The sequence below is a fragment of the Gordonia sp. CPCC 205515 genome (assembly GCF_048537925.1).
In the GTDB taxonomy this organism is placed as follows: Bacteria; Actinomycetota; Actinomycetes; order Mycobacteriales; family Mycobacteriaceae; genus Gordonia.
Genome location: NZ_JBCLVJ010000002.1, coordinates 289,898 through 303,174 on the forward strand (window position 1 = coordinate 289,898; position 13,277 = coordinate 303,174).

The 13,277-nt window shown below is 65.9% G+C and carries 14 protein-coding genes; 9 read left to right on the plus strand and 5 right to left on the minus strand.

Features of this window, described 5'->3' with window-relative positions; all coding sequences use genetic code 11:
• The first annotated feature begins 21 nt into the window (after window positions 1–21).
• From AAFP30_RS01615 to AAFP30_RS01625, 3 genes are read left to right on the plus strand one after another with little or no spacing between them, the layout of a single operon-like run.
• A complete protein-coding gene (locus tag AAFP30_RS01615; protein ID WP_419228634.1) occupies window positions 22–1,251 on the plus strand; it encodes an AI-2E family transporter in 1,230 nt (409 codons plus the stop codon).
• A 54-nt stretch (window positions 1,252–1,305) separates the two neighbouring features.
• On the plus strand, window positions 1,306–2,385 hold the full coding sequence (ychF, locus tag AAFP30_RS01620; protein ID WP_419228078.1) for a redox-regulated ATPase YchF: 1,080 nt from the start codon (window positions 1,306–1,308) through the stop codon (window positions 2,383–2,385).
• 58 nt (window positions 2,386–2,443) lie between these two features.
• On the plus strand, window positions 2,444–2,872 hold the full coding sequence (locus AAFP30_RS01625; RefSeq protein WP_419228079.1) for an acetyltransferase: 429 nt from the start codon (window positions 2,444–2,446) through the stop codon (window positions 2,870–2,872).
• Between the two features lie 34 nt (window positions 2,873–2,906).
• On the opposite strand, the gene AAFP30_RS01630 is transcribed toward AAFP30_RS01625, so the two are convergent.
• The gene (locus AAFP30_RS01630; RefSeq protein ID WP_419228080.1) at window positions 2,907–4,538 is read right to left on the minus strand and encodes a cation:proton antiporter; all 1,632 of its coding nucleotides are present in this window, start codon (window positions 4,536–4,538) and stop codon (window positions 2,907–2,909) included.
• A 200-nt stretch (window positions 4,539–4,738) separates the two neighbouring features.
• Here AAFP30_RS01630 and AAFP30_RS01635 point away from each other — a divergent pair, with 200 nt between their 5' ends.
• A complete protein-coding gene (locus AAFP30_RS01635) occupies window positions 4,739–5,176 on the plus strand; it encodes a VOC family protein (protein ID WP_419228081.1) in 438 nt (145 codons plus the stop codon).
• Between the two features lie 70 nt (window positions 5,177–5,246).
• Window positions 5,247–5,555: a nucleotidyltransferase family protein gene (locus tag AAFP30_RS01640; RefSeq protein ID WP_419228082.1), complete on the plus strand. Its 309-nt coding sequence runs from the start codon at window positions 5,247–5,249 to the stop codon at window positions 5,553–5,555.
• Here AAFP30_RS01640 and AAFP30_RS01645 read toward each other — a convergent pair.
• Window positions 5,536–6,528 carry a pseudouridine synthase gene (locus AAFP30_RS01645; protein ID WP_419228083.1) on the minus strand — a complete coding sequence of 331 codons (993 nt, stop codon included), beginning with the start codon at window positions 6,526–6,528 and terminating at the stop codon, window positions 5,536–5,538. The genes AAFP30_RS01640 and AAFP30_RS01645 overlap by 20 nt on opposite strands.
• An 89-nt stretch (window positions 6,529–6,617) precedes the next feature.
• On the opposite strand from AAFP30_RS01645, the gene AAFP30_RS01650 reads away from it, so the two are divergent.
• Window positions 6,618–7,616, plus strand: coding sequence for an arabinofuranosidase (locus AAFP30_RS01650; protein ID WP_419228635.1), 999 nt, complete (start codon window positions 6,618–6,620; stop codon window positions 7,614–7,616).
• 8 nt (window positions 7,617–7,624) lie between these two features.
• Here AAFP30_RS01650 and AAFP30_RS01655 read toward each other — a convergent pair whose 3' ends face one another.
• Window positions 7,625–9,112: a cytochrome P450 gene (locus AAFP30_RS01655; protein ID WP_419228084.1), complete on the minus strand. Its 1,488-nt coding sequence runs from the start codon at window positions 9,110–9,112 to the stop codon at window positions 7,625–7,627.
• Window positions 9,113–9,341: 229 nt separating this feature from the next.
• Between AAFP30_RS01655 and AAFP30_RS01660 the strand changes: the two genes are divergently transcribed.
• From AAFP30_RS01660 to AAFP30_RS01670, 3 genes are all read left to right on the plus strand, one after another.
• Window positions 9,342–9,581 (plus strand): AbrB/MazE/SpoVT family DNA-binding domain-containing protein, encoded by a 240-nt coding sequence (locus AAFP30_RS01660; RefSeq protein ID WP_419228085.1) that lies wholly within the window; start codon window positions 9,342–9,344, stop codon window positions 9,579–9,581.
• Window positions 9,578–10,015: a PIN domain-containing protein gene (locus AAFP30_RS01665; RefSeq protein ID WP_419228086.1), complete on the plus strand. Its 438-nt coding sequence runs from the start codon at window positions 9,578–9,580 to the stop codon at window positions 10,013–10,015. Before AAFP30_RS01660 ends, AAFP30_RS01665 begins: the two co-directional genes overlap by 4 nt.
• 98 nt (window positions 10,016–10,113) lie before the next feature.
• Window positions 10,114–10,455 (plus strand): DUF1801 domain-containing protein, encoded by a 342-nt coding sequence (locus AAFP30_RS01670; RefSeq protein ID WP_419228087.1) that lies wholly within the window; start codon window positions 10,114–10,116, stop codon window positions 10,453–10,455.
• 62 nt (window positions 10,456–10,517) lie between these two features.
• On the opposite strand, the gene AAFP30_RS01675 is transcribed toward AAFP30_RS01670, so the two are convergent.
• Together AAFP30_RS01675 and AAFP30_RS01680 are read right to left on the minus strand one after the other, a co-directional pair.
• Complete coding sequence (locus tag AAFP30_RS01675) at window positions 10,518–11,774, minus strand: M20 family metallopeptidase (RefSeq protein WP_419228088.1); 1,257 nt, start codon at window positions 11,772–11,774, stop codon at window positions 10,518–10,520.
• A gap of 30 nt (window positions 11,775–11,804) precedes the next feature.
• Complete coding sequence (locus AAFP30_RS01680; RefSeq protein WP_419228089.1) at window positions 11,805–13,259, minus strand: MFS transporter; 1,455 nt, start codon at window positions 13,257–13,259, stop codon at window positions 11,805–11,807.
• Between the last annotated feature and the right edge of the window lie 18 nt (window positions 13,260–13,277).

Here is a 13,277-nt window from a genome sequence, read left to right on the forward strand (position 1 = left end):
ACGTGCGATGTATGTGACGATCTGTGCGTGACGAACGAGTCGGGTCCACCCGATACCCCGGATAGCGGAGCGCGCAGATTCCCGAGTCGCGTGCAGGTGGTGCTCGGGGGACTTCGTTCGACGTCGATCGTGAGCCTGCAGTTCGTCCTCGTGGTGGCGGCGTTCTGGGTGCTCGTCTGGGTACTCGGCAAGCTGTGGGTGGTCCTGCTGCCGGTGCTCTTCGCGATCATTGTCTGCACAGTGCTCTGGCCGCCGGTGAGGTGGATGCGCAACCGCCGGGTGCCCGCTGCGGCGGCGTCGTTGGTGATGATGCTGGTCGCGGTCGGGGTGTTGGCGGGCGTCATCAGCCTCATCGTGCCGTCGATCGTGCGTCAGGCCCCCGAGCTCGCCTCCCGGGCCACCGATGGTGTGCGTCGGCTCCAGGAGTGGATTCAGGGGCCGCCGCTGAACGTCAAGGACGACCAGCTCGACAACATCGTCAACACCATCACCGACAAACTGCAGTCAAGCGCGTCTGCGATCGCCTCAGGCGTGTTCAGCGGGGTGGGTACGGCAACGTCACTGCTGGTCACGCTGTTCACCGCGCTGATCCTGGTGTTCTTCTTCCTCAAGGACGGTCCGAAGTTCATCCCGTGGCTGGATCGGACCCTCGGCCGACCGTCGGGCGCTCACGTCGGCGAGGTGCTGCAGCGCATGTGGTCGACCCTGGGTGGGTTCATTCGCACGCAGGCGCTGGTCAGTCTGGTCGACGCGACCTTCATCGGTATCGGTCTGTTCATCCTGCAGGTGCCGCTGGCGGGTGTCCTCGTCGTGATCACCTTCCTCGGCGGATTCATCCCGATCGTCGGTGCCTTCGTCGCCGGTGCACTTGCGGTGCTCATCGCCTTGGTGTCGAACGGGCTGACCACCGCGTTGATCGTGCTCGGCATCATCCTGGCGGTGCAGCAGCTCGAGGGAAATGTGCTGCAACCGTGGCTGCAGTCGAAGTCGATGGATCTGCATGCGGTCATCGTGCTGCTCGCGGTGACACTGGGCGGCACGCTGTTCGGGATCACCGGCGCGTTCCTGGCGGTCCCGGCCGCCGCCTCGCTGGCCGTCGTGCTGCGCTATCTCAACGAGCAGATCGCCGAGCGGGCGGGGGAGACGTTGCCGCCACCGGACACCCCGGTGACCGCTCAGGTGGGTGTGCCGGACGACGACGCGCCGCCGGAGGCACCGCCCGGGGACCCCGGCACGTCGACCGGCAACTGAGAAGTCAGACGGTGCCCGCCGTCGGCTGACCTGCGGCCGATAGACTGGCCACCCGTGAGTCTTACCCTCGGAATCGTCGGACTGCCCAACGTCGGGAAGTCGACCCTGTTCAACGCGCTGACCCGTAACGACGTGCTGGCGGCCAACTACCCGTTCGCCACCATCGAACCGAATATCGGTGTCGTCGAGCTGCCGGACGCGCGCCTGCACCGCCTGGCCGAGATCTTCGGCAGCGAACGCATCCTGCCCGCGACGGTGTCCTTTGTCGACATCGCCGGCATCGTCAAGGGCGCCTCCGAGGGTGAGGGCATGGGCAACCAGTTCCTCGCCAACATCCGCGAGGCCGACGCGATCTGTCAGGTCGTCCGGGTGTTCTCCGACGACGACGTCGTGCACGTCGACGGCCGGGTCGATCCGTTCGCCGACATCGAGGTGATCGAGACCGAGCTGATCCTCGCCGACATGCAGACGCTGGAGAAGGCGATCCCCCGGCTGGAGAAGGACTCGCGCAAGAACAAGGATCTCGTCGAGACCCTCGCCGCGGCCAAGCAGGCGCAGGAACTCCTCGACAGTGGCAAAACCCTCTTCTCGCAAAAGGATTCGTTCGACCTGTCATCGGTGCGGGAACTGCACCTGATGACCGCGAAGCCCTTCCTGTACGTCTTCAACGCCGACGAGGGCGTGCTCACCGACGACGCCCGCAAACAGCAACTGCGCGAAGCGGTTTCGCCTGCGGATGCGGTGTTCCTCGACGCCAAGGTGGAGAGCGAACTCCTCGAACTCGACGAGGCCGACGCCCAGGAACTGCTCGACTCCATCGGTCAGGACGAACCCGGCCTGCGTTCGCTGGCCCGCGCCGGCTTCCACACCCTCGGACTGCAGACGTATCTGACTGCGGGACCGAAGGAGTCGCGCGCCTGGACGATCCATCAGGGCGACACCGCACCCAAGGCGGCCGGCGTAATCCACACCGACTTCGAGAAGGGCTTCATCAAGGCCGAGATCGTGTCCTTCGACGACCTCGACGCGAACGGCTCCATGGCTGCGGCCAAGGCCGCTGGCAAGGTGCGGATGGAGGGCAAGGATTACGTGATGGCTGATGGGGATGTGGTCGAGTTCCGGTTCAACGTCTGAGATCTGGGAGCGCGAAGAAGTGTCGGCCCGCGCCCCGTGTGTCTCCCTGCGCAGAGACGTGGCGCGCGACGAGTATCCGCGACTCGTCGAGATTTGGCGGAGCTCCGTCGATGCCACGCATGACTTCCTCCGAACGGCAGACCGCGACGCCATCGAGCAACGTCTGGCCACGGACTACCTCCCGAGTGTGAATCTCGTCGTTGCCGAGGAGGGCGACCGAGTGGTCGGCTTCGCCGGTGTCGACGCGGACAAGCTGGCGATGCTGTTTGTCGATGCAGATCATCGGGGGACTGGCGTTGGAAGTGCGCTCTTGTCAGAGGTTTTCGATGCCAATGCCGTTCGCTTCGTCGACGTCAATGAGGCGAATATGCAGGCAGTTGGGTTCTATCGCCGATGGGGCTTCGATGTGATCGAGCGCAGCGAACTCGATGATGACGGACGTCCGTATCCGCTGCTGCGAATGGAGCGAGTTCGGTCGACTGAGTGAGTCGGGGGACTCCCGGGTGTTGTGGCCGCGCGCATCAGCGTTCCGGGGGATCGCCCTCGGTGGAGTCCTTCCCGGGCTCATCGGGCGGTGGGTCGCCGGCCCCGGCACCGACCTGGTCGGCCAGTTCGAGTCCGGCGCCCGCATAAACGTTGAACGCGATGTCGACGCCGTGGTCGGTGGCCCACTGGACCTCGTCCTCGTAGCGCGCCGCCGAGGCGATCTGACCGCTGAAACCCGACTTGCGTAGACATTCGAGCGCGACGACGTTGGCGCTGTGATTCGGCATCGCCAGTACTGCATGTCGGACCGAATCCGAACGCCGTAGACGGACCCAGAAGTCCAGGTCGGTGGCGTCGGCCTCGATGACGCGGACGCCCCGATCGGCGAGCCGGTGGATTCGGTTTCCGTCGTAGTCGACGCCGACCACCCGCAGCTGATGCCGTTCGGTCAGGCGTTGGTAGGCCGCGAACCCGACCCGACCCATTCCGATCACGACGACCTCGGCATCACCGGCGTCGCCGGGCCGTTCTTCGGGCACCAAGGAGTGTTCGTCCTGGGCGGGCAGGCGTGCCACGATCTTCTCTGCCAGCGCGTTGGCCCGCCCGTTGACCAGAGCGGAGACGACGAAGCTAAGCGCCACGGCGATGGACAGCTCGACCAACCACGCATGCGTGAGCAGTCCGGCGCTCACCCCGACCGAGACGACGATCAGTCCGAACTCCGAGTAGTTCATCAGGCTCAGACCAGTCAGTACCGCAGTGCGGTATCGAAGCTTCATCAACGTCAGCAGTACCGTGTAGCCGGCCGCCTTGATCGGCAGGAGTGCCGTCATCAGAAGCGCGACGTAGATGCTCGGCACATCGGGCAGACCGGTGAGGCCGATCGACACGAAGAAGGCCACCAGCAACAGTTCCTTGATGTGGAACAGCGAACGCGACAGTTCGGTGGCCGCCGGATGGGAAGCGAGCAGCACACCGACGATCAGCGCGCCGAGGTCGCCCTTGAGTCCGACCGAGGAGAACCACACGTAGCCGGGAACCAACGCCATGACGATGCCGAACAGCGACTGCATCTCACCGTGACCCAAGCGACCCCAGACTTTGCGTAAGATCCGCGTGACCGGCCACAAGGCCACGAGGGTCAGCGCCCATGGGCTCGGGGCCTCCCCGCCGGCCACGGTCAGATAGACCACGGCGATGAGATCCTGCATGACCAGGATGCCGATGCAGACACGGCCGTAGAGCGACGTTGATTCGCCCCGCTCGTCGAGGATCTTGACCACGAAGACGGTGCTGGAGAACGACAGGGCGAAGCTGAGCAGCGCGATGGTCTGCAGACTCTGTCCAGCCAGCATCGCCAACCCGGCCAGCGCTGCGAGCCACAGCAGTGCGCCGCAGATGACCACACTGAACACCATGTGGGCGGAGGTCGACAGCCACACCTCGCGGCGCAAAAGGATTCGTACGTTGAGCTTGAGGCCGATCGCGAACAGAAGCAGAGTGACACCGAGATCGGCGAGGGTATCCAGCTGCGGCAGATCCTCGACATTCATTGCGTTGAGAACGAAGCCGGCCGCCAGGAATCCGACCAAGGGCGGCAGGCGCATCGCCATCGCCAGACCACCGAGACCGAAGATGACGACGAGATAGATTGCTGCGACGGTCATCCGGTCACCCTGTAGTGGACGGGCAGCGGCTCGGGCGGCGGCCGGAACGATCGCGCCGGAGTCGGCAAAACCGTCGACGCGCGTGGGCGGGCATGCATACCTCCGGTGGCGATGGGGACGCACCTCACCCTAAGCCACGCACTACGGGCGAACGATGATCTCGGGGGCCTGCTGGTGGCCGAGTCGCTACCGTGTGATTCATGGCCATCAAACTCGAGAACGTGGGCATCGCCGTCGAAGACCTCGAAGCAACGATCGCGTTCTTCACCGACCTCGGTCTGAGTGTCGTCGGCCGTGACACCGTCAGCGGCGAGTGGACCGACACGGCGGTCGGACTCGACGGCAATCACGCCAAGATCGCGATGCTGCAGACGCCGGACGGGCACGGGAGCATCGAGTTGTTCGAATACATCCATCCCGACGCGATCGCGACGACCCCAACGCTGCCCAACGAAATCGGCATGCACCGCATCGCCTTCTCCGTCGACGACATCGATGAAGCCCTCCAGATCGCCGCGCGACACGGATGCCATCCGCTGCGCGGCGTCGCCAACTATCAGGACGTCTACAAACTCACCTATGTCCGCGGACCCAGCGGGATCATCGTGATGCTGGCCCAGGAGTTGGGGAAGAGCTGACGTCAGCTGGTCAGTTGCCTGGCCGAAAAATCAATGTCCGCGTACCACTGCCACACGATATGGTCGGACCTTGATCAAACGGATTCGAGCACGGCCGCTGCCGCGCGAAGCGCTGGCAGCGCATCGCGCCGACCTGCTGAGTCTGGCCGGCCGATACGGCCTCGGTGACGTCCGAGTCTTCGGCTCGGTGGCCCGCCGAGCCGATGGTCCAGACAGCGATCTGGATATCGTGGTGGCCCGAGCCTTCGGCATCGGATTGCTCGAGATCGCGGCTTTCGCTGCGGAGGCAACCGAATTGCTGGGCATGGAGGTCGACGTCGTTACCGATGGTGGTCTGCCGGAAGGGCACGAGATCCTGGTTACTGCGATCGCCGTCTGACGCCCGACACCGGCGCCTCACTCAGCGTCCGCCGGGTGACAAACCGTCGTGGTGTCCCGGTGAGCGGATCGGCGAATTCCAGTTCCCGCGCGAGCAACTGGAGGGGGAGTGAGTGATCATCGGGCGCCTCGGGGAAGAGCTCGGGATACCAGCGATCACCCAGGATGCCGATGCCCAACGCCGCGAGATGCACCCGCAACTGGTGCATCCGTCCCGTGTGTGGACGCAGAATCGTGTGCAGCACGGGGCGTCCCGATGCGCTCACGCCGGAAGCCTGGACGTCGACCAGGGTTTCGGCATTTGGCTCCCGACGATCGTCGACGACGACCCGCAGTTCGCCACGTCGCGCCTCGATGTGATTGCGGTAGAGAACCGGGGCGGCGCGCCCGCCCAGCGTCGGCCGGTCGGAATCCCAATTGGGCGGCTGTGCCGACACCGCCTCGTATACCTTTGTGACCAAACGCTTCTCGAACAGCGACTGGTAGGCGCCCCGTGTCTCCGGGCGGGCGGAGAACAGCACGAGACCGGCGGTCGGGCGGTCGAGTCGATGGATGGGCGTCAGGTCGGGATTGTCGAGGCGGGTCCGCAATCGGACCAGAGCGGACTCCCGTAGGTACCGGCCGCCGGGCGTGGTCGGGAGGAAATGGGGCTTGTCGATCACCACGAGGTCGTCGTCGACGTGCAGGATGTCCTCATGGAACGGTACGGGCGTCTCGGTTGGCAGATTGCGGTAGTACCAGACGAATTGGTGCGTGCCCAGAGGGGTCTCGCGTCTGATCGGCCGGCCGTCGGCGCCCACGATCTCGCCGTCGTCGAAGCGTCGATAGAGCACGTCGGCGTCGAGGTGATCGAACGAGGCCACCATATAGTCGGCGATCGTCGCCCATGGTCCGGACGCCGGGACGCGCAGTCGAGTCGGGCCGACGCCGTCCCGCACGGGGAGCGGCGGGGTCATCGGCATGTGTGCCATCATTTCATTCGTCCGAGGACCGGCCGCCCGCGCCACCACAAACCATCGAAATAGCGCCGCGAGAGCCGGTCATCACCGATACTGCATCGGTGATGCTCACCAAGCGAACTCTGTTGACCGTGTTATCGGTGATCGTGTTGACGGTGGCCGGCGTGCTGGTGTCCGTGCCGGGCAGCAGCGGCGCAGCACCGGGCTGGCGGTACACCATGGTCGCGTTCAGCAACGCCAGTGACCGCGACATGGACGTCTACCAGTCAGCAGACGGCACGAACTTCCGCCTGGTGAAGAAGAACGCGTACCGGCCGCCGTCCGGGTTGGTGCGCGACCCGAGCATCTTCCGGAACGCCGACGGCTGGTACTACCTCACCTACACCACGGCTGACGGGGCGAACATCGGATTCGCCCGTAGCCGCGACCGCCTCAACTGGGCGTTCATCGGGAATTGGCCGGTGCCGTTCTGCTGCGCACTACTGCCGGGCACGGGCGACGGCAAAGGCCTGTTCGGCTCCTCCGGCTCATCCGGGTCGTCGGGCTCGGCGGGTTCGTCGGGGTCGGCCGGCTCGTCCGACGGACCGTCGCTCTCGCCGTTCACCACCAAAGCGTGGGCGCCGCAGTGGTTTGTCGACGGTGGCCGCGTCAATGTCATCCTGTCGATGTCGACCGGCGGCGGCTTCGTGCCGTATGTGATGACCGCCCTGGATCCGTCGCTGCGTTTCTGGAGTCCCCCGGTGCCGATCGCTGGGATCGGCGCGGACCATATCGACACCACCATCGTGAAGGTCGGCACGACCTACCACGCCTTCACCAAGAACGAGACGAAGACGAAGAAGATCATCGAGCACGCGGTGGCGCCGTCGTTGGCGGGACCTTATCGGTTCGTCCCGCCGGGCAATTGGGGTACGTACGTGGAAGGTCCCACCGTGGTGCAGTTGCCGAACGGCGCGTGGCGGATCTACTTCGATTCCTACCGAAGTGGTCGGTACTTCTACTCCGACAGTCGCGATGGGATGCGCTCGTGGTCACCCAACAAGGTGTTGCCCGGACTGTCGGGCACGGTGCGGCATTTCGACGTGATGCGCGAACCGGCCTGACCGCAGGGCTACCGAATCATGGTGGCCCGCACCAGCCCACCGTCGTTGGGGATCATGGTCACATTGCGGTGCCGGGGCCGTTCGGACGGCCGGTCGCTGGGTGCGAGGTCGACGCGTCGCAGGATCTCGGTGACCACGATCCTGAGTTCGGCCATCGCGAGCGACGCACCGAGACACCGACGATTGCCGCCGCCGAAGGGCATCAGGGTGTGGGGTGCCGGTCGCACGCCGAGGAACCGCTCCGGGTCGAAGGCGAACGGTCGCGGATAGAGGTCGTCGCGGTGATGCAGCAGGAGGATACTGATCAGCGCGACGGTCCCGGCGTCGACACGGTTCGTGCCGAACTGCCACGGCTGCAGGAGTTCTCGCGCCACGATCGGGACCACCGGCCGTGACCGCATGGACTCGTTGAGGAGTGCCTCGATGTAGTCGGCGTCGTCGGCCCGGGCAGCGTCGCGTGCATCGCGATACACATCGGGCGTCCGGGTCAGTCGTTCGAAGGTCCAGGCCACGGTGTTGGCGGTGGTCTCGTGCCCGGCGAGCACAAGCGTGACCAGCTGGTCGCGAATCTCATTGTCTGGCAGCGGTAAATCGTCGTCGGTGCGGGTTGACAGAAGCACCGCGAGGATATCGGTCCGGTCGACGGTGTCACCTTCTGCCCGACGTTCGGCGAGCAGCGCCGAGATCGCCGCGTCGAACGGCCGCACCATGAGTTTTGTGATGCCGACCGGGTTCTCGCTGAAGCTGTTGGCCAGTTGCGCGACCGTCGCCACCGGATGCGTCGAGAGCCGCAGCAGCCGCAGCGTCAACCGGCGAAGCGTGTGCTCGGCCTCGGTGGTGGGCAGACCGTCGCGCATGCCGAATACGGCGGCCATGATGACGTCGAGGGTGAGTTGCTGTGCCAGTTCGGCGAGTCGGATCTCTTGTCCAACCGGCCAACTCGCGATTCGCGTGGCCGTCGCGCGGTCGATGCTCTCGCGGTAGGCCGCCACCGCCTTGCCATGGAACTGCGGCATCAGCAGCGCTCGCTGGCGCCGGTGCGTCTGGCCGACCGTGGTGAGCACCGAACTCGGCCCGACGATGGGACGCAGCGGTGACTGCGCGGTGGCCGACGGCGCGATCGCCGGGTCGGCGGTCATGACGGATGCGATGTGGGCCGGGTTGCACAGCACCGCAACCGAATCCGGGCCGCCGGGGAACTGGTAGCGCAGGACGTCGCCGTGCTCGGCGGCATCGGTGAAGAAGGTGTTGCCTTGGCGCAGCACGATTTGCAGGGAGGTGCGCAGTGTGCGCGGCCGTAGGCGGGTCCACGATGCGGGTTCGGCGCCGTTGGCAATCGGACCTGCATGCTCATCGCTGCCGGCGACACCCGACGCGGCGTCGGCCGGCGCGAGGTGCCAGTGCGTGGGCCGATTGACCGTGCTTCGGATCCGGCGGGCGTATGCCCACCTGGAGTCGGGGTTGGCCACGGAGTCGGTACCCGGAACAACCGACATTGCTGCACTCCTCTCGGATGAGCCGGCGTCTGTGGCGACCGGCGTGTCACCGACGCTATTCGGCCACGCTGCGCTGGTCTGTGGTCCGAGGGTGGATTCTCGTCTCCGACTGTGGATGGAGCGGGTGTCCGACCGTGGGTGGAGGCGACAAGGTCGCCCTGGATTCAGCGTCGTGAGCTGCGCTCCGCGCAGGGCGCAGTGCATGGGATTTCACTGGTAACGTGATCCCATGGAAGCGACGATTGACTCAGGTGGACGGCTGCTACTGCCGAAACGGCTGCGGGACCTCCTCGGGCTGACACCGGGTAGCACGGTTGACGTATCGCCCTACGGCAGTGGTTTGCAGATCACACCGGGCGGCCGCACGGCGCGCTTGAAGCGCGGTTCGGACGGGAAATTAGTTGCGCAGGCCGACACAGCCGTCACGGACGAAATCATGTTCGGGTTGATCGATTCGACTCGACGTTGACCGACAAACCACGTTTCGCCCTCGACACGAGTGCGGCTGTGCCGCTGCTGGTTGCATCACACGAGGCACACGAGGTGGTCCGCACATGGGTGGCCGGTCGAGAGGTCGGAATTAGTGGTCATGCGCTGATGGAGACATACTCCGTCCTGACCCGGCTGCCCGGGGATGCGCGACTCAGTCCGTCCGACGCAGTGCTCCTGATCGACGACAACTTCGTGGAGCACTTTGTGCTCTCGGCCGATGGCGCTGCCGAGGCACATCGTCACCTCGCAAGCGCCGGTGTGGCGGGCGGGGCGGCCTACGACGGACTCGTTGCTCTTGCGGCACGGGATCACGATGCCGTGCTCGTCACTCGCGATGCGCGGGCTCGGCCCACCTACGAGTCGATTGGCGCCCGCGTGGCAGTTATCGTGGACTGGGGCGAGCCGACATGATCGCTCTCCACCAGTCGGTGAACTCTCGCGGTGACCATCACGATCCCACCTTTAGTGGATGAGGTTCTCGGTCTTCGGGGATCCACTACCGTGAACCAATGAGCACCGATTGGCGAGAAGCGAAAGCCGACGAAGTCCGATCACTGATAATGCGGGCCGAGCCCGACATGACCGAAGAGGTCAAGTGGCGAAAACCCTCTAATCCTGATGGTGTGCCGACGTTTTCGCTCGACGGACTGGTGTGCACGCTGGAGACCTACAAGGACAAGATCAAGCTCACCTTCGCCAAGGGGGCGTCGCTGCCCGATCCGTCGTCGGTGTTCAATGCCAGCCTCACCGCGGGCACGCGTCGGGCCATCGACATCAAAGAGAACGACGAGGTCGACGCCGACGCGTTTGTCGCCTTGATCCAGGCAGCGGTCGCGGCCAACCGGGAGTGAACGCAGCGCCCCCGGACCGCCGATCCCCCGACGGGTCGACGATCCGGGCCGGTGACTTCCGCTCAGTCGCGAGCGGCGATCTCGGCGTAGGCGGGTTTACGCGTCGCGCCGGGAGTTCGGTTGGCCTGCAGTTCGAGGACTGCGGCACGAGCCTCCGGGTCGGTGGCCAAGTCGACGATCGCTGCGGCCATGCCGTAGGCGCCGTCGACGATGGCGTCGTCGGCGGCGGGCGTGATCGTGTCCTTGGCGAAGTCGGCGGTGTGCGGTGCGGCCGACGAGGTCATCACGCCGATCATCGGGTGGATCGACGGAACCACCTGTGACACATTGCCCATGTCGGTCGATCCGCCGCCGAGTCCGGCGACCGGGGTGATGACGCGGCCCCGGTGCTCGAGGGCGGCGTCGAAACGGTCGGCGAGGAACGGGTATTGGATCAGCGGCTCGTAGATCGGGTCGACCGGGGTGATTTCGTAGCTGCATCCGGTGGCCGTTGCGGCCCCGTCGACGCAGGCGAGGACGCGCTTCTTCAGATCCACGGTCTCGGCGAGATCGAACGATCGCACCTCGGCCTCGACGACGGCCTGGGCCGGGATGATGTTGGAGACGTCGCCGCCGGACAGGGTCACCGCGCTGATCCGGACGGTGTCGGGCAGATGCTGGCGCAGCAGTCCCATCGACACCTGCATGATCGTCGCGGCGTCGCCGGCGTTGATGCCGACGGTGGGTGCAGCGGCGGCATGCGCTGCGCGCCCGGTGAACTCGACGTGGAAGCGATCGCGGGACTGGGTGGATGTGGTGGCCGTCGGCGGCGTGATGGCCGGACCCGGATGCACCATCAGCGACACGGTCGCGTCCTCCCAGGCGCCGGCCTCGAGCATGTGCGCCTTGCCCGCGCCCTTCTCCTCGGCGGGGGTGCCCAGCAGCTTCACCCGGATGCCGAGTTGGTCGGCGACGGTGGACAGTGCGATCGCCGCGCCGACTCCTGCAGTCGCAATGATGTTGTGCCCGCAGGCATGTCCGATACCTGGCAGCGCGTCGTATTCCGAGCACACCACCACGGTCAGCTCGCCGTCGCCATACACCGCCTCGATCGCGGTGTCGAGACCCCAGACACCCACCTCGACCGCAAACCCCGCCTCGCGCAACAGGTCTGCCACCACCCCTGCCGAACGGTGTTCCTCGAACGCCAACTCGGGGTGGGCGTGCAGGTCGTGGCTCGCGGCCACGAGGCGGTCCTGCCACTCTGCGATGACGTCCTCGCATCGTCGTCGGAGATCCGCGGCGGCAGTGTCGGTGTCGATGGTCATGGTGTCGGTCATTGTTTCCTCTCGAAGGGACAGCGTGTCGTGTCAGGCAGGTTCGACGGCGGAGACCGGCGAAATGGCTTGGTCAGGTGCGGGTTCGCGAGTGAACAACGCCAGGCCGGCGACGGCAAGGGACAGCACCCCGCAGATGATCCACACCGCTTCGTAGCCGGTCTCGTTGGTGATGACCGACCCGGTGGAGAGCTTCATCGTGAAGCCGGACATCACCGCGGTGAACGCGGCGCCGGCCACCGCGCCGGACGCGGTGCGGGCACTGTTGTAGAGGCCCGAGGCAATACCGATCGAGTCGGCGGGCGCCCGCGACACCACCACATTGGGCAGGGCGGCGATGATCACGCCATTGCCGAAGCCGTTGACGACCAGGCAGATCAGCACCGCCGTCACGCCGCCGTGCATGGCGACCATCATGAAGTAGCCGACGCCGGCGACCAGGGCACCGACGATCACCGTGTTGACATCGCCGATCCGCAGCGCCAGCCGGGGGCCGACGATGGTACCCACGAATGCGGCGGCGGCCGAGAACACCAGCACCACACCGATACTGGCGGACGACAGACCGAGGCCGAAGCCCGCCGTCGACGACTTGGTGCCGACGAACAGCGCGATGGGTGTCTGGCCGCCGAACATCTCCGCACCGAACAGTGCCGCGAGCACGATCGGCATGCCGATGCCGTTGCGGCCGCGCAGCACACTGAAGTCCACGAGCGGAGACTCGACGCGACGTTCGACGACGACCCACGCGGCGAGCAGGGCCACGCCTGCGGCCAGCGATCCGAGCACCTGGCTCGATGTCCAGCCGTAGCGGTTGCCGACGCTGATGGCGAACAGCGCCAACGCCAGACCACCGCCGAGCAACAGTGCACCGACCCAGTCCAGACGTCCGGTGGTGCGGGCCGTGGTCTCCGGCACCAGGAAGGTGACGACGACGAAGGCCACCGCCATCAGGATCGCGGGGAGGAGCAGCAGCATCTCGAGACTCAGGTGCGGGGCGAGAGCTCCCGACAGCAGCAGGCCGACGCTGGCACCGAGGGTCAGTCCACCGACGAGTAGTCCGATGGCCTTGCCGGAGTCCTTGCCGGCCCGTTCCCGCACGATCGCGAACTCGAGGGGCAGGAAGGCCGCCAGCGCGCCGGTGATGGCGCGTCCGAGGAGGAAGATGCCGAACGTGGGTGCCAGCGCGGAGACGACGCTGCCGACGGTGACCATGCCCGCCGCCACCATCAGCATGCGTTTGTGTCCGTAGCGATCGCCCATCTTGGCCATCAGCGGGACGAAGACCGCGGTCGCGAGCAGGTAGCTGGTCTGTACCCAGTTCAGGTCGGCCGGACCCACCGAGTACTTGGTGCCCAGCGCCGACAGGACGGGTGTGAACCACATCTGTAGGAAGCCGCTGGAGAGTTCGATGGCGAACAGGAAGCCGACGAAGCCGGCGACCGCGCCGAGTCGGCCCGGTCGGTTCGTGACGTGGGGTTCTCCCATTTGTTGCTCCCAATGTGT